General features: G+C 69.6%; 18 protein-coding genes. 7 read left to right on the top strand and 11 right to left on the bottom strand.

The genetic code is table 11. The annotated features are described in order from the left end of the window. Positions 1–20 precede the first annotated feature (20 nt). On the top strand, positions 21–233 hold the full coding sequence (locus ACQP2T_RS48955) for a DUF397 domain-containing protein (protein WP_433511651.1): 213 nt from the start codon (positions 21–23) through the stop codon (positions 231–233). Here the strand turns inward: ACQP2T_RS48955 and ACQP2T_RS48950 are convergent. Next, positions 230–3,598 carry a protein kinase domain-containing protein gene (locus tag ACQP2T_RS48950; RefSeq protein ID WP_433511650.1) on the bottom strand — a complete coding sequence of 1,123 codons (3,369 nt, stop codon included), beginning with the start codon at positions 3,596–3,598 and terminating at the stop codon, positions 230–232. The genes ACQP2T_RS48955 and ACQP2T_RS48950 overlap by 4 nt on opposite strands. Positions 3,599–3,678: 80 nt before the next feature. Between ACQP2T_RS48950 and ACQP2T_RS48945 the strand changes: the two genes are divergently transcribed. Together ACQP2T_RS48945 and ACQP2T_RS48940 are read left to right on the top strand one after the other, a co-directional pair. Beyond that, complete coding sequence (locus tag ACQP2T_RS48945; RefSeq protein ID WP_433511649.1) at positions 3,679–4,113, top strand: nitroreductase family deazaflavin-dependent oxidoreductase; 435 nt, start codon at positions 3,679–3,681, stop codon at positions 4,111–4,113. A 175-nt stretch (positions 4,114–4,288) separates the two neighbouring features. Continuing rightward, positions 4,289–4,933 (top strand): NYN domain-containing protein, encoded by a 645-nt coding sequence (locus ACQP2T_RS48940; protein ID WP_433511648.1) that lies wholly within the window; start codon positions 4,289–4,291, stop codon positions 4,931–4,933. A gap of 67 nt (positions 4,934–5,000) precedes the next feature. Here ACQP2T_RS48940 and ACQP2T_RS48935 read toward each other — a convergent pair whose 3' ends face one another. Beyond that, positions 5,001–7,232 (bottom strand): hypothetical protein, encoded by a 2,232-nt coding sequence (locus ACQP2T_RS48935; protein WP_433511647.1) that lies wholly within the window; start codon positions 7,230–7,232, stop codon positions 5,001–5,003. Between the two features lie 58 nt (positions 7,233–7,290). Then, positions 7,291–8,265: a helix-turn-helix transcriptional regulator gene (locus ACQP2T_RS48930; protein WP_433511646.1), complete on the bottom strand. Its 975-nt coding sequence runs from the start codon at positions 8,263–8,265 to the stop codon at positions 7,291–7,293. Positions 8,266–8,407: 142 nt separating this feature from the next. On the opposite strand from ACQP2T_RS48930, the gene ACQP2T_RS48925 reads away from it, so the two are divergent. After that, complete coding sequence (locus ACQP2T_RS48925) at positions 8,408–8,803, top strand: RidA family protein (RefSeq protein ID WP_433519933.1); 396 nt, start codon at positions 8,408–8,410, stop codon at positions 8,801–8,803. A gap of 58 nt (positions 8,804–8,861) precedes the next feature. Here the strand turns inward: ACQP2T_RS48925 and ACQP2T_RS48920 are convergent, their stop codons facing one another. The 3 genes from ACQP2T_RS48920 to ACQP2T_RS48910 form a co-directional block, all read right to left on the bottom strand. Further along, a complete protein-coding gene (locus ACQP2T_RS48920; protein WP_433511645.1) occupies positions 8,862–10,004 on the bottom strand; it encodes a hypothetical protein in 1,143 nt (380 codons plus the stop codon). A gap of 200 nt (positions 10,005–10,204) precedes the next feature. Further along, positions 10,205–10,420, bottom strand: a complete 216-nt coding sequence (locus ACQP2T_RS48915; RefSeq protein WP_433511644.1) for a hypothetical protein — start codon at positions 10,418–10,420, stop codon at positions 10,205–10,207. 732 nt (positions 10,421–11,152) lie between these two features. Then, positions 11,153–11,605: a hypothetical protein gene (locus ACQP2T_RS48910; protein ID WP_433511643.1), complete on the bottom strand. Its 453-nt coding sequence runs from the start codon at positions 11,603–11,605 to the stop codon at positions 11,153–11,155. Positions 11,606–12,454: 849 nt separating this feature from the next. Here ACQP2T_RS48910 and iscB point away from each other — a divergent pair. Beyond that, entirely contained in the window at positions 12,455–13,777 is a 1,323-nt protein-coding gene (gene iscB / locus ACQP2T_RS48905; RefSeq protein WP_433511642.1) for an RNA-guided endonuclease IscB, read from the top strand. 750 nt (positions 13,778–14,527) lie between these two features. Here iscB and ACQP2T_RS48900 read toward each other — a convergent pair. The 4 genes from ACQP2T_RS48900 to ACQP2T_RS48885 are packed head-to-tail and all read right to left on the bottom strand — an operon-like array spanning position 14,528 to position 20,131. After that, a complete protein-coding gene (locus ACQP2T_RS48900; protein WP_433511641.1) occupies positions 14,528–16,210 on the bottom strand; it encodes a glycosyltransferase in 1,683 nt (560 codons plus the stop codon). After that, positions 16,207–18,204, bottom strand: coding sequence for a glycosyltransferase (locus tag ACQP2T_RS48895; RefSeq protein WP_433511640.1), 1,998 nt, complete (start codon positions 18,202–18,204; stop codon positions 16,207–16,209). The genes ACQP2T_RS48900 and ACQP2T_RS48895 overlap by 4 nt, the downstream gene beginning before the upstream one ends. Continuing rightward, entirely contained in the window at positions 18,201–19,697 is a 1,497-nt protein-coding gene (locus tag ACQP2T_RS48890) for a glycosyltransferase (RefSeq protein ID WP_433511639.1), read from the bottom strand. Before ACQP2T_RS48890 ends, ACQP2T_RS48895 begins: the two co-directional genes overlap by 4 nt. Further along, positions 19,694–20,131, bottom strand: a complete 438-nt coding sequence (locus ACQP2T_RS48885) for a hypothetical protein (protein WP_433511638.1) — start codon at positions 20,129–20,131, stop codon at positions 19,694–19,696. The genes ACQP2T_RS48890 and ACQP2T_RS48885 overlap by 4 nt, the downstream gene beginning before the upstream one ends. A 238-nt stretch (positions 20,132–20,369) precedes the next feature. Here ACQP2T_RS48885 and ACQP2T_RS48880 point away from each other — a divergent pair, with 238 nt between their 5' ends. Both ACQP2T_RS48880 and ACQP2T_RS48875 read left to right on the top strand, forming a co-directional pair. Next, on the top strand, positions 20,370–21,479 hold the full coding sequence (locus ACQP2T_RS48880) for a glycosyltransferase family 2 protein (RefSeq protein ID WP_433511637.1): 1,110 nt from the start codon (positions 20,370–20,372) through the stop codon (positions 21,477–21,479). Beyond that, positions 21,476–23,119, top strand: coding sequence for a glycosyltransferase (locus tag ACQP2T_RS48875; RefSeq protein WP_433511636.1), 1,644 nt, complete (start codon positions 21,476–21,478; stop codon positions 23,117–23,119). The genes ACQP2T_RS48880 and ACQP2T_RS48875 overlap by 4 nt, the downstream gene beginning before the upstream one ends. A 9-nt stretch (positions 23,120–23,128) precedes the next feature. On the opposite strand, the gene ACQP2T_RS48870 is transcribed toward ACQP2T_RS48875, so the two are convergent. Further along, a complete protein-coding gene (locus tag ACQP2T_RS48870) occupies positions 23,129–24,643 on the bottom strand; it encodes a glycosyltransferase (protein ID WP_433511635.1) in 1,515 nt (504 codons plus the stop codon). Between the last annotated feature and the right edge of the window lie 56 nt (positions 24,644–24,699).

Genomic DNA, 24,699 nt, shown 5'->3' with positions numbered 1-24,699 from the left:
AAAGAGAGATTGGTGACAGCATGGAACTGAGAGATGAGCTGAGGACTGCGGCGTGGCGCAAGTCCTCCTTCTCCGGTGACAACGGCGGAAACTGCATCGAGGTCGCTCCGCTGAGCGGGGGGCGGGTCGCGATGCGGGACACCGAGCGTCCCGACCTGGAGCCGTGGGTGGTCAGCGGTTCGGTGTGGGCCGCCTTCGGCAAGGGCTGGCGAAACGGCGAATTCGACTTTTAGCAGACTCTCCTGAACGGCTGGCCGGGCAGGTAGTGGGTCCATTCGGCCTCGGTCAATGATCTTCCGGCCCGTGCGCACACCGCCTTCATCAGAGGCTCGATCGCCATGGGCAGCCGGGTCAGACGGCCCGCCCTGCCCATGGCCAGCAGTTCGGCGGAGTCTGCGGAGAAGGCGATCGATCGCGCGTCGTCCGGAAGCTGGATCTCGGGCCCGATCCGCCGGCCCAGCCGCACGTCCCAGACGGTCAGCGACTTTTCCTGGGACGCGAACGCGAACAGCCGGTCGTCGGCGGAGAACGCGCCGGTCCACGCTGCCTGGCCGGCCCGCAGCCAATCGCCGACCTGCGCGCCCGTGCTCGTGTCCCATATGCCCACCTTGCCGGCGAAGTTCGCCGCGACCAGCTTCAGGTCGGCACTGAACCAGACCTCCTCCGCCGTACCGGAGAACAGGAGTTTCGGGCCGAACGGCCGGCCGGACTCGAGGTCGACCAGGCGCAGCAGGCTCGCGTCCAGGCCGATGAGGCGTCCGTCGGGGGCGATCGTCCAGCCGAGCAGGCGTGGCCTGGTCACCTGCTTGAGGCGCCGGCCGCCGGGGACCTGCCAGAGCGTGAAGGTCTTCTCATCGGGCGTCCAGAGCCCGGCCGGGGCCGGCAGTACGCTGTCCGAATTGGCGGGGCTCGGGACCTTCGCCAGCTTGCGCCGGGTGGCGGTGTCCCAGACGGTGACATCGTCGCTGCGTTTGATCGCCAGCAGCCGGCCGTCCCGGCTGAAGGTGAGGTCGGCGTCGTAGCTCTCGAACGGCCCTGCCTCGAAGTCCTTGCCGTTCAGTGTGATCTTGGTGGAGTCCAGCGCGTGGGTGGCGAGGAGTTTGCCATCGGCGCTGAACTGTACCTCGTCCAGGGCGTCTTCCCCGGCGAAGTACGGCTGGAGCGTCACGACCGTGTCCTCGCTCAGGTACCGCAGCCCGGTCGGACCGAAGGCGACCGCGGACACCGGGTCCACTATGTTGCGTTTGAACATCAGTGGGACGTCAGAGTTCAGCCGGTAGAGCCCGATGGTCGAGCCGATCCCAGCGAGCACCTTGCCGTCCGGGCTGAACACCGGCATCGCGTTGCTATCCCATTCCGTGATCGTGGTGATCTCCTTGTGAGAACGGGCGTCGAAGACGGTGAGGTTGTCGTTGCCGCCGACGGCGAGTAGCCGTCCGTCGCGGCTGAACGCCGAGAAGGGGATGCAGCCGGTGCAGACGCCGGGAAATCCGGGCTGTTTCTTGCCTGACGGGAGTGCCCAGCGCTCGACTCCGGCCACGGCGTAGTCGCCGCCTGGGTGGATCGTGGCCCTGGCGATCGCGGGCAGCATGGTCGTCTTTCCGGTACGCGGGTTGTAGACGGTCTTCCCCTGCCCCCAGTCGATGATCAGGAGGCCGCCGCTGAAACTGAGCTCCAGGTCGCCCATGTCGGAGGCGAGTACGCGCGGGCCCGTCCGCTTGCCGCTGGCCAGATCCCAGAGCCTGACGCTCTTGCTGTCGCCGACGGCCAGCAGCCGCCCGTCCTCGCTGACCGCGGCCTTGCGCAGGGGCGTGGCGACCGGGCCGAGCCCGGTGAAGCCGCCTGCCCGCCTGCCGGACGACACATCCCACACCTTGACCCCGTCGGGGCTGACACTGATCAGCGACCGGCCGTCGGCAGTGAGGGCACGGACCACATCGGGGCCGGTGTCCGGGTCGCGAAAGGCGGCGCCGCCCTGGTCGGCGACCGAGGCGAACAGGCTCGCCCGGGCCTCGGCCGTGGGGGACAGGCGCGCGGCCGTGGCGCTGAGCAGCATGCCCAGCACAGGGTCCATGCCTCTTGTGGTGTCGGCGAGTCCGGCCAGCCGCGCGGACTCCGCCGTGTCGCGCTGCTCGGCGAGTGTGACGCTCTGCCGTACGGCCAGACCGCCCGCCACCAGGGCCAGCACCAGGAGCACGGCCAGACCGATGGACAGGAACCTGGTTCTGCGGGATCGGCGCCTGGTGAGCGCGGAGGCGGCCGCCAGGAAGTCCCGCTCGCTGGGAGTGAGCGTGATGTTCCGGCGTTCCGCCGCTGCCCAGCGCAGCGCGTCGTCCAGCGAGCTGCCGTGGAACAGGTCGGCGTCCCGGCGTCCGTGCTCCTGCCAGCGTTCGGCGGCCGTCCAGATCTGGCGGTGCATGACCAGGCCGTCCCGGTTCGTGGCGATCCAGGTGCGCAGCCGGGGCCAGGCCAGGGGGAGGGCCGGACGCAGCAGCCGTACCGGATCGCCTTTCGAGACCAGGTACGTGAACGCGTCCAGCACCCGCTCGATGTCGTCGGGGAGCTCGGACCTGCGTAGTTCGCGCAGCGCCAGCTCATCCTTGGCCGTCACTGTGACCAGCCGCAGGAACAGCTCGGGGACCAGCTCCTTGTCGGCGGGGGAGAGCGCGGCGTAGGCGTCCTCGGCGATGACGCCGAGCGCGGGGTCGTCGGCGGCGGCCCCGACCCGCTCGCCGTCGGTGGCGATCCCGACCGGCCGGCCGTCGCCGGCGCCCAGGGCCAGCAGCCGCGAGGTGTCGAGGATGCCGTCGCCGTTGACCAGGCTGAGCAGCAGTTCGCGCGCGGTGGGGCGGCCGGCCGGTTCCTTGGCCAGCGCCGCGCGCACCAGGGGACGCAGTGAGTCGGGCAGCGCGGACAGGTCGGGTTCGTGGGAGAGTACGCGGTGCATGACCGCGCCCAGGGCCTCCGCGGTGAACGGATCCTCGCCGGTGGCGGCGTACAGGATGACCGCGCCCCAGGCGAACACGTCCGCGGCCGTCCCCGCCCGCTGGCCCGAGAACACCTCCGGCGCCATGTAATTGGGCGTGCCCGCCACCACTCCCGAGGCGGTGAGCGACATCTCCAGCGTGCGGGCCACCCCGAAGTCGATCACCCGGGGGCCGTCGGGGCCGAGCAGCACGTTGTCGGGTTTGAGGTCACGGTGAACGACGCCCGCGTCATGGATGGCGGTCAGCGCGGTGGCGATGGCCGTGGCCAGCCGGTGCAGGTCGTCGCCCCGGAACACCCGCCCGGCCTTCCGCAGGCTCGGGCCTTCGACGTACTCGCTGACGATGTACGGCCTGGACCCATCGAGATGGACGCCGAGCACCCTGGCCGTACAGAACGAGGCCACCCGCTGCGTCGCGACCGCCTCCTTGGCCATGCGACCGCGCAGCTCGTCCTGGTTGGCCGGGTCGCCGTGAAGCACCTTGACCGCGACCCTGGCCCCCGCCGGATCGTAGGCCTCGTAGACGACGCCCTGCCCGCCCGCCCCGATCCGCGCGGCCAGCCAATATTCGCCGAGGCGCTGCGGATCCCCGTCGAGCAACGTGCTTCCCATGTCCGGTTGGACTACCGGTCCGACCAGATGGTTGCGGGGCGCTTGACTTAAACCCCAGTTCATGGAGGAGCCTGTCCGCCATGACGGAGAACAGCGAAGAAGTGCTCGACAGCCCGACCGACTGGGTGGCCGACCACATCCGCCGATACGTGGAGACGGACGGCCGGGACGGCCACATGTACCAGGAATGGCCGACGCTGCTGCTCAGCACGCGCGGCCGGAAGTCCGGCAAACTGCGCCGCACGGCCTTGATCTACGGCCGGGACGGTGACCGTTACCTGCTGGTGGCGTCCAACGGCGGGTCGGACAGCCATCCGGCGTGGTATCTCAACCTGGTCGCCGATCCCGAGGTGACGGTGCAGGTGCTCGCGGATGTGTTCACCGCCCGAGCCCGCACTGTCACCGGTGCCGAGAGGTCGTCGTTGTGGCGGATCATGGCGTCGGTCTTTCCGCTCTATGACGATTACCAGAGCAAGGCCGGGCGAGAGATCCCCTTGGTGGTCCTGGAGCGCTGATCAACTGATCTCCAGCACCGCACGGGCCGGGCCTGGCCTCGACTACCCCGGCGACTCGGGGCATGGCATAAAAATGCGGCCCCTTGCGGGGCCGCCCAGTTGGCCGTAACCAACTTCGTGTACCTCCATCGTAGCTACCATCGGCGAGGCTGGCCAACGTTGGAGGTGTCTGCTGGTGAATGTGGTCGCGTACATCGACGGCTTCAACCTGTATCACGGGCTGAAGAGCAAGTACGGGCGTGCGTACTTGTGGCTTGATCTCGTCGAGCTGGTACGGCAGATCCGCCAGCATGACGTAGTCCTCAAGGTCCGGTACTTCACTGCGATCGTCAAGGGTGAGCCTGACGCGGCGCTGAGACAGGAGACCTACCTGGCTGCCCTGGCTGCGTACCACGCGAAGGTGGAGATCATCCGCGGCCACTTCAAAAAGAAGACGGCTCGGTGCAGAGACTGCGGTTCTCGATGGACGTGCGCATGTCATCCCGTGCAGACGTTCCATACCTACGAAGAAAAGCTGACAGACGTGGCGCTGGCAGTGGCCATGACCATGGATGCGGCATCCGCTTACGGTGATATGTCGTTGCTCATGTCGACTGACACCGACTTTCGTCCTGCGGTCGAGGCTTCGCTTCGGCTGGCTCCTGCCCGGCCGGTGATGATCGCCTGCCCACCCGGCCGCGTCGGTCCGAAGCACGACTTCTCGGGACAGGTGCTCTCGTTTGCGATACCTGAGAAGCACCTTCAAGCCTCCCTGCTCCCTGAAGCCGTTCTGGGTCCAGACGGGCGCATCTACCAGCGCCCGGGGAAGTGGAGCGCGTGACGGTAATAGAACCGGCGCGGCATGGGGCCACGAAAAGGGCCGTTCCAGGGGCCAACGGGTCAGGGAGTTACGCCGGTCGGGCGAGCCGGGCGAAGGACAGGACGACGACCGTCGACAGGAGCCAGCCCAGCATGCTGGCCAGATTCAGGAGCGTAGAAGTAAGAGTGCCCGCTGAGCTGCGCGTCTCGGCGTACCAGGTGGCGCGCTGGCCCAGCGAGAGAAGCGGGATGACGGTGTCCACCGTGTAGAACACGGGGTCGAAGCAGCGCACCTGGCCGTCGCCGCACGGCCCGGGCCGTGCGGCGAGCCGGGCCCGTGTCGCGGTGCCGTCCGTCGCCGCCGACGTCCCGTTCACGGTGACCAGGCGGCCGTCGACCGCGTACACGTTGCCGCGAGGGTCGGTGGCGCGTAGCGTCTGCTGGACCGCGGGAGTCAGCATCATGACACCGACCAGGGCGAGCAGGGCGCCCAGCAGCCACAAGGTACGGCCCGGACGGTAGCCGTAGCCGACCGTGACCCCGTACAGAAGATCCCGCAGGTCGCGAAGCCGGCGGCGCGGCGAGCGGCCGCCTGGTGGCTGCTCCTGCCTGGCCCGCTTGCGCTGCTCGATGAGCAGGCGCTCGGCTTCAGCAGGGTGGCCGTGCTGGCGGAACACCCGGGCCGCCTGCTCGTACGGTCCCGCGTCGAACGGGACCATGGCGCGCAGCCAGTCGCGACGCGTCCGCCAGTCCCAGGGGCCGTCGAACCGGTCGTACACGAATCCGGCGATCGCCGAACGCCGCGGCCACCTGGCCGGGTCGTCGGCGAGCACGGTGGTGACCGCACCCGTCAGGTCCACCGACTTCGGGACGTCCTTCCAACGCAGGTGCATGCCGCCGCGGACCGTGGCCGACACCGCCTCGATCCCGTTGGTGAAGGTGCCGTCCGCGCAGTCGAGCCGCCCTTCCACGACGCACCGGTTCAGCGACACGCGGCCGTCGGCGATGAATCCGCCGGTGAGCTGTATCGACCCTCTGACCGCCACCCGCTGGAGCGAGAGCGCCTCGCCACCGGGGTTGTGGAGGCGGGCGCGGTGGGCGTCCACGATGCCGCCGACCGTCGCCGAGCGGAACAGCAGCCTGCCACCCGTGGTCTCCACGTCCCGCAGGTCCACCGCGCTGTCGACGATCACGCCCCCCGCTGAGATGAGCGAGCCGTTCTCTGGCCCGCCCCACCGGGTTCCCCGGAGGATGAGGGATCCCTTGATATGGGCCCCGGACAGCTTCAGCATGCCCTGGACCGCCACTCCCTCTTCGAAGACGAGACTGGACCGCAGCTCGGCGTTCGTCAGGTCGAGGGCGCGCCCGCCGGCGACGGCGAACTCGCACCCCTTGCGGATCTGGATGGTGCTGAAGGACCCCATGGACAGATCCACGCCACCGCCGATCCGGCATTCGCCTTCGACGCTGAGATCTCCGCCCACGAACAGGCCCGGCGCGCTGATCGCGGTCCCGCCGTCGCGCCGGCTGGAGTAGCCCGCACCTGTGATCGTTTCGCGGGGTCTGAAGTCGGCGTTGCGGATGAGGAACTTCCCGGCGACCCTGGCGTTGCTCATGGTGAGGCGGCCGTCGATCAGCGGGCGGCGGCCCGTCTGGTCGTCGATGAGGAAGACGCTGCCGCCGATCTGGGCGTCGCCCAGGTCCAGGGCCAGTCCGCGGTCCGGCCGAGTCAGCCGGGCACCGGTCAGGTCCAGCGAGCCCGCGAGCTCGACGCCGAGGAGTCGCATCCCGCCGCGCGCCTCGAAGCCGTGCAGCAACCGGATCGTGCCGCCGACCCGCATCCGGTCGGCCTGTACGGCCCGCATGTCGGCGTCTATGACGGTGTCCAGGCAGATCAGGCGGCCGCCGATCTCCGACTCGCACAGCCACACCGCCGCGCTGCAGGAGGTGCTGGCCGAGGTCCACAGGCCGCCGCTGATCCGTGACCTGGACAGATCCAGGTCACGGCGTACGCGCAGCCCGTTGCCGAGAATCCCGGGTACCGTGCAACCGTCCAGCACCAGCAGGTGCAACTCGGCGCCGTCCAGGGCGAGCGGACGGTCGAACACACAGTTCACGAAGCGCAGCGGATAGGGCACCTGCATGCCGCTCAGGTCGAGGTCGCCGGCGATCCTCGCCCCCTGGATGGCCAACCCGCGCGGGTCGATGTCCGCGCTGCCCCGCCGGCACAGCTCACGCAGCAGACGGCTCTGGACGACGAACTCCTCGCCGTCCTTCGCGCGAAGGACCTGACCGGTCGCACAGGCCCGGAATAAGGTCACCTCATCAAGCATGTGATCACCCTATTGAGCGCGACCCCGGCGGGCACGGGCGGGATGATCAGGAGGAGCCTTCGTAGCGGGTGGCGATCGTGGTGGCGCGGTTGCGCAGGGAGGTGCGCAACCACTGCGGGGCCAGGGCTTCCGCGCCCGTGCTGAGCTGCCACAGCGCCCATTCGGCATGTCTCGCGTCTTGGAAGGTCACCTCCAGCCGCAGCCAGCCGTCTGGGTCGGCCTCTTCGGCGCGGACGGCCAGCGCGGTGCCCAGCAACTCCTCCCGCCGTGCCGGGTTCATCCGTACCAGCACGGTGACCTGGTCCCCGCCGGCCCGAAACCGGGTGCTGCGTTCTTGCCAGGCCCGGTCCAGGTCGACCCGGTCTGGTCGCTGTGCGGGTTCGGCGAGTTCCTCGGCGGCCAAGATCCGGGACAGCCGGTACGTACGGTCCGCGCCAGACCTCGTGGCCAGCAAATAGCCCCGGTCGCGTATGGTCACCAGGCCGATCGGGTCCACCGTGCGCCACTCCGGGGCCTGGTCCATGGCCGCGTAGTGGATCCGCAGCTTGTGTCCGGCGAACACCGCGCGCAGGACCTCGGCCGCTATGGCGTCAGGCACCTCCTCAGCGGCCAGCCGACGCGAGAGCAGGTCGGTCTCCGGGTCGATGAGCAAGCGCTCGGCCGCGCCGGCCGCGGTGTCCCGATAGCTTTCGGGCAGCGCGTCGACCACCTTGAGCATCGCCGAAGCGAGCGCCGAGCCGAGGCCGAACGCCTGTGCGCCGCGCCGCGATCCGGCGACCAGCAGGGCAAGGGCCTCGTCGGGGTTCAGTCCGGTGAGCTCGGTACGGAAACCGGGCAACAACGCGAAACCGCCGTGCCGGCCGCGTTCGGCGTAGACCGGGACACCGGCCGCGGACAGCGCCTCGATGTCGCGCAGCACGGTGCGGGTGGACACCTCCAGCTCGCGGGCCAGCGCGGCCGCGGACAGCCGACCATGCCGGCGCAGGAGTAGCACCAGCGAGACCAACCGGTCAGCGCGCATACAAGAACTTTAGCGAAATATACGACACAGGATGTCGTGATTTGTTGGCAGGCTCATCAAGCGCGAGCGGCTACCGAGCCGATCGACGCACGTGATGTCGACGAACCGAAATGTCGACGAATCGAATGGAGCTGATATGGCAATGGAGCGAGCGGTGATCAACCCGTGGGCATGGTCGGTGGAGATGGGCTACAACCAGGGTGAGATCGTCTCCGGGCACACCCGGACCCTGTACTGCTCCGGGCAGACCGCGATGAGCGGTGACGGCAAGCCCCAGCATGACGGTGACATGGCGGCGCAGTTGGCGCTGACCCTCGACAACCTGGAGGCCGTGCTCGGCGAGGCCGGCATGTCCCTCGCGAACCTCGTCCGGCTCAACGTCTACACCACCGACGTCGATCTGCTCTTCCAGCACTACGGCGTGCTGGCGTCGCGGTTGGGCGCCGCCGGGGTGGCGCCGTCCACCACGATGCTCGGGGTGACACGGCTGGCGATCCCCACCCTGATGATCGAGCTTGAGGGGACCGCCGTCGCGTGATGCGACCTCGCCGCCTCCGGCAGGGCTGCCGGAGGCGGGGACCGGCATCGACCTGGCCCTAGCCGGGGAGTGCGGCGGCGGCTTCGGCGTCGGCCGACGCCGCCTCGTCGATGCGGTCGAGCTGCCGCAGGCAGGCACTCAGGGCGAGCAGGGCGTCGTGCAGGTCCTGCTCGGCTCGACGGACCACCTTCCGCGAGGACTTCAGCTCCTCACGTCGCCGCTTGAGCAGGTACGCCTCGGAGTAGCGGTGATCGTCGTCCCAGTCGTCCTCCGCCTCCAGCTCCCGGTGCCGCTTCTGATGAGCGCGCGTCCTGTCGCGGAAGAGTTGCACCGCCTCCTCTCCGGCGGTCAGCGCTGCTTCCGGCGCCCCCAGCGCGAGCAGGCGGACGCCGAGGTTGTGCCAGGCCGTTGCCTGGTAAGTGTCACGCTTACGGCGTCGCATCTTTCCCATCGCCTCGACGATGCACGCGCGCGCCTGTTCGGCCTGCCCGCTCCGGACAAGTCGTTCGCTGTACTGGTCCAGCGTCTGGAGGAACTGAACCGTCGAGTCGGCCTGTCGCCACCAAGCCGTCATGACCTCGGCGCTCACCTCGGCGGCTTCGGCGACGCGGCCGACCTTGTCCAGGCGATCCGCATAGGCCGTCAGCGCGTGGATGAGCTCGAAGCTCGCCGATGTGGCCCCCGCGTGCTGTAGCCGTCCGCGGGTCTCGGTCACCGCCTCGGCTGCGGACTCCACCGCCTCCTGGTCGCGGCCGAGCCTGGCGAGGAGCAGCGTCCGCCAGTAGCGCGCATCAGGGGCCTCTTTCTGTGCGAATCGGCCGGCTTCCGACAGCCGCAGGAGCTCCTCGACCACCTCGAGTGCTTCCTCATGCCGCTGGCACTCCATGAGGCCGCGCCGTAACGCGGCCAAGGCGTGGACGATCTGGTCAGTGAACAGGTTCGGTTGGACGGCGGACAATGCCCGATAGACCGCCAGTTCTTCCCGGCGAGCCAGGCAGGAGAGATCGTCCCATCCCAGCTCGGTCAGCCACTGGGCGAGTCGGTCCAGCGACTCGGGCAAGGCGGTGGGCGTGGGCCATGTATCCGGGGATCGTCCACGCAGCTGCCTGACCTGTTCGAGCGCGTCCGCCGCCCACCGCACGGTTTTGTCCGGCCGGACCACACCCCCGTAACGGGCTGGATCCACTGGACGTTTGAGCATGGCAGGCTGAACCATTTCAGCGTCCGGCTCGGTCATCACCCCTATATACCACTGCTGATGCGCCCGAACGATCTTCCCGGCGAGCCAGGCAGGTGAGATCGTCTCATCCCGCCTGCGGCGGCTGACCTTCGTAAGGACGAGGCGAGTGGAATCCCCGTTGTGAGCGGAGCCGCTGGGTCAGCCAGCCTGCACGTAGCTGGTTAAGCGGTGGCCGCGTCGCGCCAACGCGCGAGAATCGCTGCGTCGTCGGCGTCTTCTCCCCACTGCGCCTTCTCGGGTTCCGCCCACGGCAGCCACATCTCGTAACCCGGGTCGCCCGGTTGCAGATCGCGAGTGCCATGCACTTTGGCCCCGTTGGGCAATGTGTCGACGGTAGGAACACGCAAGACGTCGCCTGGCAACAGGACCACGCTCATGGCACTCCCCTCATCATCGACAACCCACATAGGCCCCACAAGCATAGCTTGCCGACTTACAGCCAGGCCATCCTCGGCCAATGATCGCCAGCGGAGCATCAGGCGAAACGATCAGCCGACACCGTATCGTCCGCTCAGCCACCGGTAGACCTGCCCAGCAGCGTGTTCGTCTCCTAGCAGGCGGATCAGCCGGGTGGCGCGCGCAGAGCCGTCGAACGTGAAGTCCGGCTCTCCGTAAAAGGTGTCATGTGACCGCCATCAACATCCCATGACACGGCAGCAATGCGAAGCGCCTGTTCAGGGGCCAGAGGCTGGGCAGAAATCGGACTTCGGTTACTTCCTGGCCATCCACTCCGGTCAAAGGGGCGGGGAGTTCGAGGGGCAGGTTGCTGCCTGTGCGTGGTGACGGCAGCCGGTCCCAAACCGTCATCACCGACATTGGGCCGGTGGAGATCACCCCCCCGCGCGATCGGGGACAACCACTCCGACCGAGGCAGCCGCGCTGGAACGGTTCTTGGAGTTCGCCGAGGTCTGGGCGGTAAGTATCCAGCGATCGTGAAGTTGTGGGAAGACACCTCGGAATTACCTTCTGACGCCCACCGACTCGGCGGTGACCCGTCTGCGTCACCAACAAGTCGCGGTCCCCGTTCGCCTGTGGGAGGCGCGTCTGGCCGCCGGGACCCCACCGCAGCCCGTCGGCTGTACCGCTCCCCGATTCAACCGGGGAGCGCGTCAAACGCCGGCGGTGTGCCCCGCGCAGCGCATGGTCTTACCCTTCTTCACGAACGTGGAGTCGACGACGAGATAGAGCTTCCTCTTGGTCGGGACCTTGACGTCGACGACGATGTCGTAGGAGGCGCTACTGGAGGTGTCCTTCTCATGGAGGACCTCCCCGAAGACCTTCTTGTCCTTGCCGCGTCGTTCGACCATCAGGCGAAGTTGTGCGGTCTTCAGGCGGATCGGCGCCTCGGAGTTCCATCGGTAGATGATGTCGGAGACGCGGTGATACCCGCCGGACGTCCTGTACTTCAGCTCGAAGTCCGCCTTCTGGCCATCACTCATCGTGCAACTTGCCTTGACGCGATGCCCCGGAACAGCGGTGGCGTGTGCGGCGCAGGTTAACAGGACGAGCGACAGGCCGGTCCCGCTGAGCATTGCGACGGCCTTCCCGACGATGCGCATCATTTCGCAGTCCCCTTCACGTGACTCGTGTCTGCGGCTGAGGTTAGAGGCGGGTTGTTGAGGATGAGTTGAGGATCTGTTGGAGCTGGCTGAGGTGGCGTAGCCGCTCCGCTTCATCGCGCGGGGTCGCCCGGTTGCCGGAGGCGGCACGAGTAGCGGGCAGGTGGGTGGGCTGGCCCCGGGTGTGCACTGTTGTCGGCGCTCGCTATGCGAGCCGGTGATTACCGTTAGAACTGTTGTTGGATTTCTCTGACTGATCGATTGCCACAGATAGTAATAGTGAGGTAATTTTCTGTCACAGTCGGCTGCCTGGCTGGCGCTCGGTCCCCGCCCCCATTGGTGTCCGCACCAACGGCAAAGCGTCCGGCGGGGCGGTGGCCCAAGAGGCGCACTCCCGCCAGGAGCGCGCAGTAAAAGAAGGGCTCGTTACGAGGAAGAACGATCCAGCTGCGCGGAAGATCGCTGAGATGGATGAGGCCGAGCGTGCCCAATGGTTCTGTCAACGACCCCCTCCTGAAGGAGGGGGCTTGAGGTGCCGCCAGGTGCTTTGAAGCCCCGCGTTGACCAGCCCTAGTCATCATCGTTGGAGGTGTGATCCAGATGGCTACCTTTCACGCAGGACCGCAGACCCACCAGCGAATGCTTCCTCAGTTCGCTGCTCTGGAATCCGTGGGAGCAGACACGCCCGAGGGTGGGCACGAAACGGCTCACGGACGCGCGGCAGGCCGCGCACCCGGTGTGGAAGCTGGGCGAGGGGAGACCCGCCGCACCGCACCAAGCGGCGGGCGTCACCCCGACCCGGAGCAGTCCGGGAAGGGCGCAAGGGTCCTTACAGACCACCTACACATTTTCGTGACAGACGCACACGTTTTCGTGCTCGATCGCGACGGGAAACCGTTGCAGCCCTGCCGGCCCTGCCGCGCCCGGCAACTCCTCAAGGCGGGTCGGGCGGTGGTGGTCCGGCACACCCCGTTCGTCATCCGCCTGATCGACCGTACGGCGGCCGACTCCACGGTCCACGGGGTTGAGGTCGGCCTCGACCCCGGCTCCCAGCACACCGGCATCGCCGTCTTCACCGAACGCGGCAGCAGCCGTACCGGGAAGTACAGCATCCAACTCGACCACCGGGGCACGGCGATCGGCGACAAGCTCACCGCCCGCTCGAACTACCGGCGCGGCAGGAGGTCACGCAAGCTGCGCTACCGCGCTCCTCGATTCCTCAACCGCACCACACCCAAGAGCTGGCTCGCGCCATCCCTACGGCACCGCGTGGACACCACCATGTCATGGGTGACCCGGCTGAGGCGCTGGGCACCCGTACGCGCCATCCACGTCGAGCGCGTCGCCTTCGACACCCACGCCATGTCGGCGGGCAAGCCGCTGAAGGGCATCGAGTACCAGCAGGGGACGCTGGCCGGATACGAAATCCGCCAATACCTGCTGGAGAAATGGGGCCGGACCTGCGTGTACTGCGGTGCGGCGGGTACGCCGTTGCAGGTCGAGCACATCCACCCCAAAGCGCGCGGCGGCTCCGACCGGATCTCCAATCTGGCGTTGGCGTGCCGGCCGTGCAACGAGGCGAAGAACAGCACGCCCGTCGAAGCGTTCCTGCACAGCAAGCCCGCGCTGCTGGTGCGTGTCCTCAGACAGGCCAAGGCCCCGCTGCGGGACGCTGCGGCGGTCAACGCCACCCGCTGGGCGCTGTGGCGGGCGCTCACCGCGACGACTCTGCCCGTGGCCACCAGTTCGGGCGGGCGTACCAAGTGGAACCGTTCCCGCACGAACGCGCCGAAGTCCCACACTCTGGACGCCCTGCACGTCGGCGAGCTCGGGCAGGTGACCGGGTGGCCGGGCCGCGTCCTGGTGGTCAAGGCCACCGGCCGCGGCAGCTACTGCCGCACCCGCACCGACCGGTACGGGTTCCCCCGCCTGCGACTACCTCGTATCAAGCACGTCCACGGGTTCGCCACCGGCGACCTCGTACGCGCCACCCTCGCCAAAGGCAAGCACACCGGAGTCCACACCGGACGTGTCGCCGTCCGCGCCACAGGCTCCTTCAACCTCACCGCCGCGACCGGCACCCGCCAAGGCATCAACCACAAACACATCCGCCTGCTCCAAAGAGCCGACGGCTACAGCTACACCACCAGACAGGAGAACGCCATTGAACGGTGAACCTCAGGGCACGCTCAGGCCCTTGGGGGCCTTCACGTTCCCGTTTCCTCCCCGGCGTGAACGCCGGGGTATCCACGGGAGGTTCTGATGAAACTGAGCGCGTGGTTGCGCAAGGTTGGATTGGAAGCAGCGGCATCGGCGCCTGCCGCCCCGCCTGCGGCAGTGCTCTCAGGAGAGCAGACACGACAGCTCCAAGACTCAGTTCTCACCATCGTGGAGCTGCTAGAACGTAGCGGTGTCAGACTTGACGCAGCACGAGGTCACCGTGAGCAATCGCTGGTCCTGAAGGGGCTTCGCCACAAACGAAAGAAAAAGATCGAGGCTGGGAAGTAGCAGCCCGCTCGATCCGTCGCGTCAAATTTCGCCGACGCCCACAGGTATGGATCGCCGTCGAACGTGAAGCGCGGCTTTCCGTAGAAGGCGTCATGCGACCGCCATCAGCATCCACGTGCCCTTGTTAACCCGCTTGCCCGAGCTAAGGGGCCTGAGGTCGCGCAGGAATCGGACATCGGTTACTTCGCTGTCCATCCGCTCCGGCCCACGGGGCGGGGAGCTCGAGGGGCGGCAGCCCCTCGACGGGGTTTGGGGCGCAGCCCCAATAGACACAGTCTGAGCTCCGAAGGCGCGAAGCGCCCCCCATGGCGAAGGCGATGCAGTTGGGCGGGGTGTGGGGGCCGCGCCCCCACTGGACGCAGTCTGAGCTCCCGAGGCGCGAAGCGTCCCCATCAGAGAAGGCCTTGCAGTTTGGAGTTAGCTGTCGGGAAAGGCCAGGTTGCGGACTCGTTGGACGGCGCGTTTGAGTACCGTGCGGTCCCGGGCGCGGGACAGGCGGACCGCCTCGCGGCGCCACGACTCGGCCTTCTCGCGCCACCGTTCCGCGTCCCTGCGGCCCTTGCCCGCCTCCCTGCGGAGCTGGGCGAGTTCGGTCTGCATGAGGGTGGTGCGCTTGCGCAGGCGGGTGAGCTCCTTCTCGTACTGGGCCGTGACGCGGTCCAGTTCGGGGACGGGGCGGCGGCGCGGCGGGTAGATCGGGGGGCGGCGGGTGAAGCCCCAGGTGTCGCCGTCCACCCATTCCAGGCCGAAGACCTCGTCCAGGACTGTGTCCAGGTGCTCGCCGGGGCGGGCCACCAGGGCGGCGCGGGAGAGGGCGGCGGTGCGTTCGAGTCTGGCCACGGTGACGCCCTGGTCGGTTTCGTCGAGGGCGACGCAGAGGGCGCCGCCGTCGTGCTCTTCCAGGTGGTCGACCAGGCGTTCAAGGGTGTCGCGAGCCGGGACCCAGCCGGGCGGCATGAGGAGGCGGAACGGTGACACGACGCCAGAAGGGTCCGAGGCCAGCCGTACCCGGGGGTCGTGTTCGAAGGTGGCGTGGATGAGGCGGAGGTCCAGGTCGGGGTCGCGGAGCGGGGAGCGGCGGCCGTCGCCCAGCGCGGACCAGGGGCCGGTGATGGTGATCGCGACGTCCGGCATCGAGCCGGCCAGCAGGGCGTCGACCGTCGCGCGGACGTCCTCGTAGCCCGCCGCCGGGACGATGGCGTCCACGTACGGGACGAGCCACTGCCGGCCCGGGTCCGTGCGCAGATAGCGCCGGTACGGTACGCGGTCCGCCACGTAAGGGTCGTTGTACCGCTTCAACGACAGGAAATCACGCATGGCCGTCGGCAGCCCGATGTGCCACGCGCGCGAGTCCGGGTCCGGTACGTACACGGCGCCCGCCTGCGTGAGCCGGTAGCCGAGCTCCGTGTCCTCCGCCAGCACCAGGGAGGTGTCCAGCCCGCCGATCGAGCGCAGCAGCGAGGCGGGGTAGGAGACGGTGGCGCCGACGTGGATGCGGGTGGCCAGGGAGCTCGGGGCGGTGCGCAGGCCGTCGTGGTCGAGAATGATCTTCTCGGCCCAGTCGTGGCGGTGCGGGGAGAGGGGGAACAGCTTGTCCTCGTGCCCGTCCTCCAGCGCCTGGCGGACCTCGCCGGGGGTGGGCAGCACCTCGCCGGCGGTGAAGTCTATCCAGCCCAGCACGACCAGGTACGGGGCCAGGTGGTGCCAGCGGAGCTGGGCCTCGACGTGGTGGCGATGGGGCACCATGTCGGCGTCCAGCACGAAGACGATCTCGCCGGTGGCGGCGTCGACGCCGGTCTGGACGGCCCAGGCCCGGCCCCAGCCGCCTGGCGGGCTGGTGATGAGGCGGGTACGCGCCGGGACGAGGTCGGGCAGGCGCACCGGCACCGCGCTGCCGTCGTCCACGACGATGACGTCTATGAGCTCGGCCGGATAGCTCTGCGCCGACAGCGCGGCCAGGGTGAGGTCGAGGGTCTCCTGGCGGTCGTGGGCCGGGATGACGACGGTGACGGTCAGCTCGGGTGTCCACTGGCCGAGGAGGGGCGGGGTGAGCACCCCGTAGTCGTTGCGGCGGATGCGAGGGGCCGGAGAAGGAGTCACTGCAGTTCCATGAGGGAGCTGGGGTGGAAGCCGCGCCACTGGTTCCTGTTGCGCTGCAGGAACGTGCCGATCGGCTCCTGCCAGGTGTGGTTGGCGGCGGGGCCGCGGCGCAGGATGTAGCCGAGCCCGTGCGTACGGTAGATCTGCCCGCCGGCCGCCTGCAGCGCCTCCTGGAACTGGGTGTCGACCGAGCGGCGCAGCGGCCGGAAACCGCCCACCGCCTGGAACGCCGAGCGCTCCACCAGGATCGTGCCGCCCGCGATGAAGCTGGTGATCTGCTCGGTGATCTGCTTGCGGTGCACGGTGACGTCGATCGACGTCAGGTAGACGAATTCCGGCACGGTGCCCACCACCTGGGCGCCCGAGTAGGAGTGCGCGAGCAGCAGGTCGGCCAGGAAGTCGGGGCCGTACCAGTCGTCGTCGTCCATCTTCAGCAGGAACGAGCCCGAGGCCCGCGCCGCCGCGTCGTTGAGCACCTGGCCGAACACCGCCTGGTGGTCGGCCTCCAGGATGGTCAGCGGGCCGTCGAAGGCGGCGACGGCCGCGGCCACGTCCGGATGGCCCTGGGGCACGCCGTGCAGGGCGAGGATCACTTCGAGCTGGGCGTCGCGCTGCCGGGCTACCTGGTCGAGCGCGAACCCGACCATGTCGGTGCGCCGGGTGGCCAGCAGTACGGAGGTCAGCGGGGGAGCGGGGGCGGGGGCGCCGAGCTGCTCCCAGCGGGCCGCGACGCCGTGGGTGCGCAGCGCCTCGCGGCGGAGCCGGATGCTGTGCTCCTCGCGGCGGAGCTCGTCGGAGAGGTCGGGATCGGACATCAGCAGCCGGGCGAGCTCGTCGCCGAGTGCGCCCGCCCAGCGCGGCACCGTGTCCGCGATCAGCGGCACGCCGGCCGCGGCCAGGCCCGTGAGCACGCGGACTGCGGCGAGGGGGCCGCTGTGGGCGTGGTGCCAGTCGATCTCCACGCCGCGCAGCTGCCTGAGCCTGCCCACGTCGGCGTCCGTGACGCCGCCCGACTCGGCGAACGCCGTCACCAACTTCCCGTCGAGCACGACCGACCAGCGGCCGTCGCGCTCCACCAGGGACGCCAGGCCGCGGGACGGGGTGGTGACGAAGCCCTGCGGGTTCACCAGCCGCTCGTCGACCGGCGGGATCATGGACGGCTGACCGAGCACGTCGGGGTCGGCCAGGGACAGCCCGGCGCCGCCGGGACGGCCGAGCCGCTCCCAGCTCGCGGACCGTGCGGTCGGCCGCTCGATCGGCTTCTGCGACCCGGACCAGCCGGGCACGGCCGTGTCGTCCGAGCCCTCCCCGGACTCGGAAGCTGATCCGGAAGCCGTTCCGGAAGCTGTTCCGGAGGCGGCGAGCGTGCTGGAGGCGGTGAGTGCTCTCGAAGCGGCGAGTGAAGTGGCCAGTGTTTCGGAAGCGTCGACCGTGCGGAGCACGACGTCGCTGCCCGGGGCGCCGACCCGTTCCGGCACCGGCCCGGTCACCTCGGCGGGCGTCGCGTTCGGATCCCCGGGACGCCAGGCCGCCGCGCCGACGCCCGCGATCGCCGCCGCGGGCGCCGTGATGACGTCGAGCCGGTGCCCGGCGAACGCCCGAGCCGTCGCGGTCACCGTACGGCCGGCGGGCGTGGGCGCGGAGAACCGCGCGTCCACCACCCACACCCGGTCCTTCGGCTGGTAGACCCGCAGATCGGTGAGCGAGCGCCAGCGGTGCGCGGGCGTCGGGGTGGGCACGGGAGCCGGATGGGAGGCGGGCGTGTCGAGCACGGCCACGACCACCCGCCGGGCCTTCGGCAGCAGCTTGTGCAGCGTGGCGGCCCGGCGCAGGTCGGCGGGGGTGCGGGCGAGGACGAGCACCTCGTGCACCCGTTCCGTGTCCGCCGACGGCTCCAGCAGGTCCCGGTCCAGGTCCACGGCGGTGACGTCGTGCTCGACCCCGGCCAGGAAGATGCGCGCCTTGGGCATCTCGGCCAGCAGTTCGCGGATCATCCGGCGCTCCGCAGGTGCCTGATGAGCGAGGTCAGCGGTCCGGTGGCGGCGGTGTCGGGGGCGGGATCGGCCGACAGCCGGTCCACCTCGGCCGTCAGCCGGTCGATCTCGGCGCGCAGCTCCTTCACCTCGTTCTGCCGCTTGCCGGCCAGCGCCCGCCACTTGGCGGGGTCTCCGGCCAGCGGCTCGGCCTGGTCCTCCGTGGCGAAGCCGTACTCGGCCCCGCTCACCCACACCGACCCGAACATCTCGTCCACCAGGTCGTCGGTCCCCCCGTGGAACAGGGCCGCGCGGGAGAAGGCCGCGGTGCGCTCCAGCCTCGCGGTCACGACCCCGGTCTCGGCCTCGGCGAGCGCGGCGCAGACGAGTCCCAGCGTGTCCTGTTCCGCCAGCCGTACGAGCCGGGACAACGTGTCGGCGCCCAGCACCCAGCCGGACGGGAGCGTGAGCAGGAAGGGGGAGGGCGCGGCCGAGTCGGGGGCGGCCGTCACGAACGTGACGCGCGGCTCGTTCCGGTAGAGGTTGTGGATGAGGCGCAGGTCGAGCAGCGGGTCGTCGAGGCTGTCGCGGCGCTCGTCCGTCAGTTTGTCCCAGGGGCCGATGATCGCCACGGCCGTGTCGGCGATCGTGCCCGCGAGCGCGGAGTCCACGCCGGCGCGCGTCTCCTCGTAACCGGTCGCCGCCACGACGACCTGGACGTACGGCACGAGCCAGCGGCGTCGCGGATGGCCGCGCAGCCAGCGCAGATCGGGGATCAGATCGCCGAGGAATGACCAGTTGTGCCGGTGTACGTCCTTCTCGCGGCGCATCACGGTGGACTGTCCGACATGCCAGGCGCGCGCCTGCTCGTCGGGGATGAACACCGCTCCGGCCTGCGCCAGCCGGTAGCCCAGCTCGGTGTCCTCGGCCATGTTCAGGGTCCGGTCGACGCCGCCCGCGTCGCGCAGCAGGTCGGCGCGGACGGAGGAGGAGGCACCGGTGTGCAGCAGGTACGCGCTCGAACCCGCGTCCTTGAGCATCCTGGTGGACTCCAGGGTCGCGCGGGTGTACTCGGTCCTGGTGCCCTCCTCGCCCAGCGCCGCCACGAACCGGGTGTCGCCGATCACGACGGCGTGGTCGATGAGGTGGTGCCAGCGCATGTGCGCTTCCAGGTGGTCCGGAGCCAGGACCATGTCCGCGTCGAGCCAGTGGATCACGTCTCCGGTGGCGGCGAGCCGGCCGGTCTCCCTGGCCGTGCCGCGCCCCCAGCCCTCGCTCACCCGGACGACCCGGACGCCGGGCAGGTCGATGGGGGGCTCGCTGCCGTCGTCGGCGACGACGACCTCGACCAATCGGGCCGGATAGGTCTGCTCCGCCAGCGCGGCCACGGTCTGGGCGAGTGCCGCGGCGCAGTTGTAGGCGGGGATCACCACGGAGACGGTCAGCGCGGGCTGCCAGGCGCCGATGGCCGGCGGATCCAGCGTGCCCCAGTCGTTGTGCCTGATCCGCGTCATACCGGGCCCTTGGCCAGCGCGCGGACTTCCTCGCGCAGCTCCTCCACCTCTCGCGCCCGCGTCATGGCGTTGACCCGGTCCTCGCCCAGCGAGGCCAGGATCGCGCCGAGGTCCTCCTCGCGCCGCGTGGCCGACTGCTCGATGGCCTCGGTCAGGCGGTCCAGCCGCGTCTCGATGCGCTTGAGCGCGGTGGCGGTCTTGGCCAGCTCGGCCTCGTGCTTCTTGGCTCGCAGGTCGATGCGCTGGGCCTTGCCGTCGAGGCGTCGTACGGTCAGCACGAGCACGGCGAGCCCGGCCAGCGTGACGGCGAACGCCCCCGTAGCGGCGGCGGCGCCGAGCGTGAGCAGATCGGTGAGGACGAGCAGCACGAGCACGGCGACGGCCAGAACTCCGAGGATTGCGGCGGTCGCTGCCAGGCGGCGGGGCGAGAACATCCGCGCATACCTTTCGTAGTCATGACGTATCTGGTGGCAATGGGATATTGACACCTTAATAAACATTCACCACTACCGTGCCATAGCTTCCTGGACAAAAACTGGGAGGATCCTGCTAGTTCAGCTCACATCGCCGTCTGCACGGTCATCCACACCTAAGGTGAACTCAACGTCTCAGAGGGTGTCAGACCGGCGTAAGGTAGGCGCCTGACTGAGTCCCCGTCGGTCGAGGAGCACCATGTCCGTCACCCCCTGCGGCTTCGCGCGTACCCCGGAGAAGGGGCTCGCCCGCCTGCACTGGAGTGAGGGCCGCCCTGCCGAGTTGCCCGGGGCCTTCACCGGATGGGCCGTCGACGGCCATGAGCCCGACGTGCCGTCGCTGCGCCCGCTGCGCGGCCTGGAGATCGAGTGGCCCGATCACGAGGTGCCGCTCGCCGGGCTGGTCCGGCTGGCGGCGGCGGGCGTGCCGCTGACCGCCGACGACGCCCCTGCCTGGGTCCCCCCGGAGCTGGCGGCGCTGCTCACGGACCGCGACTGGCTCGGTCACACCGGGACCGGCCCCAGGTCACTGGCCGACTTACGCCGCGAGGAGCACAGCGTCCGGCTGCGCCGCCTGACCCACCGCCTGCCGCCCTCGCGTACGCCGCGGATCAGCGTGGTCATGTCCACCAGGCGCCCAGCGCTGGTCGCCGGGGCGCTCGCGCAGATGGCCCGGCAGCGCGACGCCGACATCGAGGTACTGCTGGGCCTGCATGGCGTCCCCTTCGAGCAGGTACGGCAGGCGGTCGAGAGCTGTCCCCTGCCCGTGAGCTGGGTCGAGGCCCCGGCCACGACGTCCTTCGGCGAGGTGCTGAACGAGGCCGCGGCCCTGGCGGCCGGCGACTACGTGGCCAAGTGGGACGACGACGATTGGTACGGCCCCGACCACCTCGCCGACCTGATCATGGCGGCGTCCTATTCGGGGGCCGACATCGTGGGCACGACGGCCGAATTCTTTTACCTTGAGCCGTTGCACGCCACGATCAGACGTACCACGTTCGCCAGTGGCGCCGCTTATCCGAGCGAGGTATCCAGCGATCATGTGGCAGGCGGCACGATTCTCGCCTCAAGAACGATATTTCAGGACTTAGGGGGATTTCCGGCCCAGCCGCGGGCGGTGGACAGGGACTTCCTCAAGGCCGCCCAGGCGGCCGGGGCGAGCATCTACCGCACCCACGGCCTCGGCTATATGCTCCGGCGCACGCTGAGCGACCAGCACACCTGGCAACTCCCGCTCGCCCACTTCCTGAAGGTCGCCACGAACCAGTGGCGCGGCTTCCGCCCGAGCCTGCTTCTGGAAGCGGCATGAGGGCTGCTACTGGAAGCGGCACGAGGGTTCGCGGCAACGACTACCGGATGCTCGAACCGCCGGAGACCTACACGCCCACGCTGCGGGTCAGCGTGGTCGTGCCCGCGTACGGCGGCCAGGACAAGCTCGACCTGGCGCTGGCCGGGCTCGCCCGGCAGACCTACCCCGCCGCGCTGATCGAGGTCATCGTCGTCGACAACGGCAGCTCCCCGCCCCTGCGGCTGCCGGCCGAACGCCCCGAAGGCACCCGGCTGATCGTCTGCCACGACCCGGGGCGGGCCGGCGCGCGCAACGCCGGGCTCGCCGAGGCCACCGGCGACGTGATCCACTGGCTCGACTCCGACGTCGTGCTCACTCCGGGCTCGATCGAGGCGCACATGCGCTGGCACCACGCCGCGCCCTATCTGGCCGTGACCAGCTACATCAGGTTCACCGACGCGCCGCTTCCCGCCGAACTGCCCGACGACCTGGAGAAGGCCTTCGAACCGGCCGAACCGCACGCCTGGATCGTCGACCTCATCGAACGGACGAACGGCCTCACCGACAACACCCAGCGCCCCTTCAGCCTGCACGTCGGCGGCGCGACCTCGGTCAACGCCCGGCTGGTCGCCGCCGCCGGGACGATGGACGACGAGCTGATCCTCGGCCAGGACACGGAGATGGGCTACCGGCTCTACCAGGCCGGGGCGGTGTTCGTACCCGAGCCCAAGGCCCGCGCCTACCATCTCGGGCCGACCATGCGCATGCGCGACCAGCGGCCCATCGACCGGGTGAGCTACGCGTTCGTCGCCGACCGCATCCCCGCCTACCGGTGGCTCCGCTCGCACCCCTCCCGTCAGTGGAAGGTCCCGTACATCGCGATCGTCGTCGACGGCACCGCGGGCTACGAGCAGGTCCGCGCCACGGTCGACGCCCTGCTCGCGGGCACCATGCTGGACCTGTCCATCGTCGTGGTCGGTCCCTGGGACTCCCTCGGTCGCGAGCGCCGGGCGCCGCTGAAGGACCCCGACCTCGACCAGGTGCTGGTCCACGGCCACTACCTGCACGAGGGCCGGGTACGGCTCGCGGTCTCCGGCGAGGTCGACCCCGGCGTGCCGTACGTGCTGCGGCTGCCCGCCGGCTGGGTGCCGGGGGAGGACAGCCTGGCCCGGCTGCTGGACCTGGCCCGCGGCGAAGGGCTGGGGCTGGTGAACGTCCTGCTCCACGAGTCCAAGGACGGCGTCGTGGCCGCCCGGCTGGAGCGCGCCTCCTCCTTCGCCCGGGCGCGTATCGTCGTACGCCCCGGCGAGGAGCTCGACGACGCGGTGGACGACGTGGCGGGCGTCGCTTGGGTGGAGGGCGAGACGTACGGGTTCGCCGAGGAGGCTGCGGAACTGCTCGGCCGCCGCAGCGCCTACCGGGCCAGGCTCAAGGCGGAGGCCGACGTGGCGCGGCTGACCAAGGAGGCCGAACGGCTGCGCGCGCAGGTGACCAAGTGGCGCGACGAGGCGGGGCGCTGGCGCAAGAGCGCGGTGGAGCTGCGGCGAGACGTCAGCACGCTGCGCCGTCAGCTGGCCGCCGCCAACCGGGCCCAGCAGAGCATGAAAGTCCTGCTGGCCACCACGGTCAAGCGCGCCCTGGGTAAGAGGCTGCGCGGCTAGCCTGCGTTTTTAACTTTGCCGGAGCGCGGACTTGAGGCGGCCCAGGAGGGTCCGTTCCTCGGCGGTGGGTACCGTGACGATCGGCGGCAACGGCGCGGCGGGCTTCTGGGGCGCCACCTTCGGGGCTGCCGTCTTCTCGGCCGTGGGTTTCGGTTGCGGGGCCGGGGGCCAATAGCGGTCCGGGTCCTCGTGCCGTACGCCGTGCGTGGTCTGGATGATCTCGTCGAGATCGTCACCCGGCGCGGCGAGCAGCAGGGCGCGGCCCAGGGCGGAGGTGCGTTCGAGGCGGGCCGCGCGGCCGTCGGGCAGGTCCACGACGAGCACGCCCGTCAGGTCCTTCTGCACCGTCTCGATCATCCGCTCCAGCGTCGCCTTGTGCAGCGGCACGTCGATCGGCCCCCGGTAGCGGAACGGCGCGGGTGCCGGTGTCGGGGCCGCCTCGTCGATCAGCCGGATCCGCTCGTCGTGGGCGAACAGGTCGCGCATCAGCCGCATCTCGAAGAGCGGGTCACTGAGTACGGCCCGCCGCCCGTCGTGCAGCCGCGCCCACGGACCCACCAGCGTCACCACGATGTCCTGAAGCTTGCCGTCGAGCGCCGCCGCCACCGCCTGCCGGACCACCGCTTCCGAGGTGTCCGTGACGTCCAGGACGATCTCCACGTACGGCACGATCCAGCGGCGGCCCTGGTCCTTGCGCAGGTCGCGGCGGAGCGGAACCCGGTGCGCCAGGTACGGCTCGACGGCCCGCACGGCGCGATCCCGGTCGCGGTGCTGAGCGGGCAGCCCGAGATGTACGGCCTGCGCTTCCATGTCCGGGATGAACACGACACCGTGCATGGCCAGCCGGTAGGCGAACTCGGTGTCCTCACCGCGTACGACGTTCGGGTCGAGACCGCCCACGGCGTGGAAGACCTCACGGGGAAGGGCGAAGGTCGGTCCCGTGCACACGTGGTAGGGATTGCGGCTCTTGCGGAGCCCGTCGGTCTTGGCGATCGTCGCCTCTGTGGAGCTCGACACGCCCGACGCCAGGTCGAACACGTCTCCCAAGTGTCCCGCCCGGAAGACCTGCTCGGCGGTGATCGTCGGCACCTCGATGAAGCGCTTCATCCCGATCGTGACCAGATAGTCGGTCACGTGGTGCCAGCGGGCCAGGGCCTCGATGTGCTCGCGGCAGGCCACCATGTCGGCGTCGAGGCGCTGGATGATCTCGCCGTCGGCGGCCTTGGCGCCGGTGTTGACGGCGTTCGAGATGCCCCAGCCGGTCTTCACCGGGACGATCCGGGTGTTGACCGGACGGATCTCCGGCAGCCGGATCGGCGGTTCGCTGCCGTCGTCCACGACCAGGACCTCCATGAGATGGTCCGGGTACGTCTGAGCGGCCAGCGCGGCCAGCGTCAGCTCCAGATGAGGCCCACCGTGCGCGGGTATCACCACGCTCACGGACAGGGCCGGTGACCAGGTGCCGAGCTCTGGCGGCGACAGCGGAGAATAGTCGTTCTGCGTCATGGCAGGACGCGCGTTCATGGTGGTGACCCCCCTGCCGGGGACCTTACCGGGAGATGCTGAGAATTTCCTGAAAT

The organism is Nonomuraea sp. CA-143628 (assembly GCF_050942315.1).
Taxonomy (GTDB): domain Bacteria; phylum Actinomycetota; class Actinomycetes; order Streptosporangiales; family Streptosporangiaceae; genus Nonomuraea.
The sequence above is the reverse complement of the archived record's forward strand: the minus strand, read 5'-3'. Positions and strand labels throughout refer to the sequence as shown.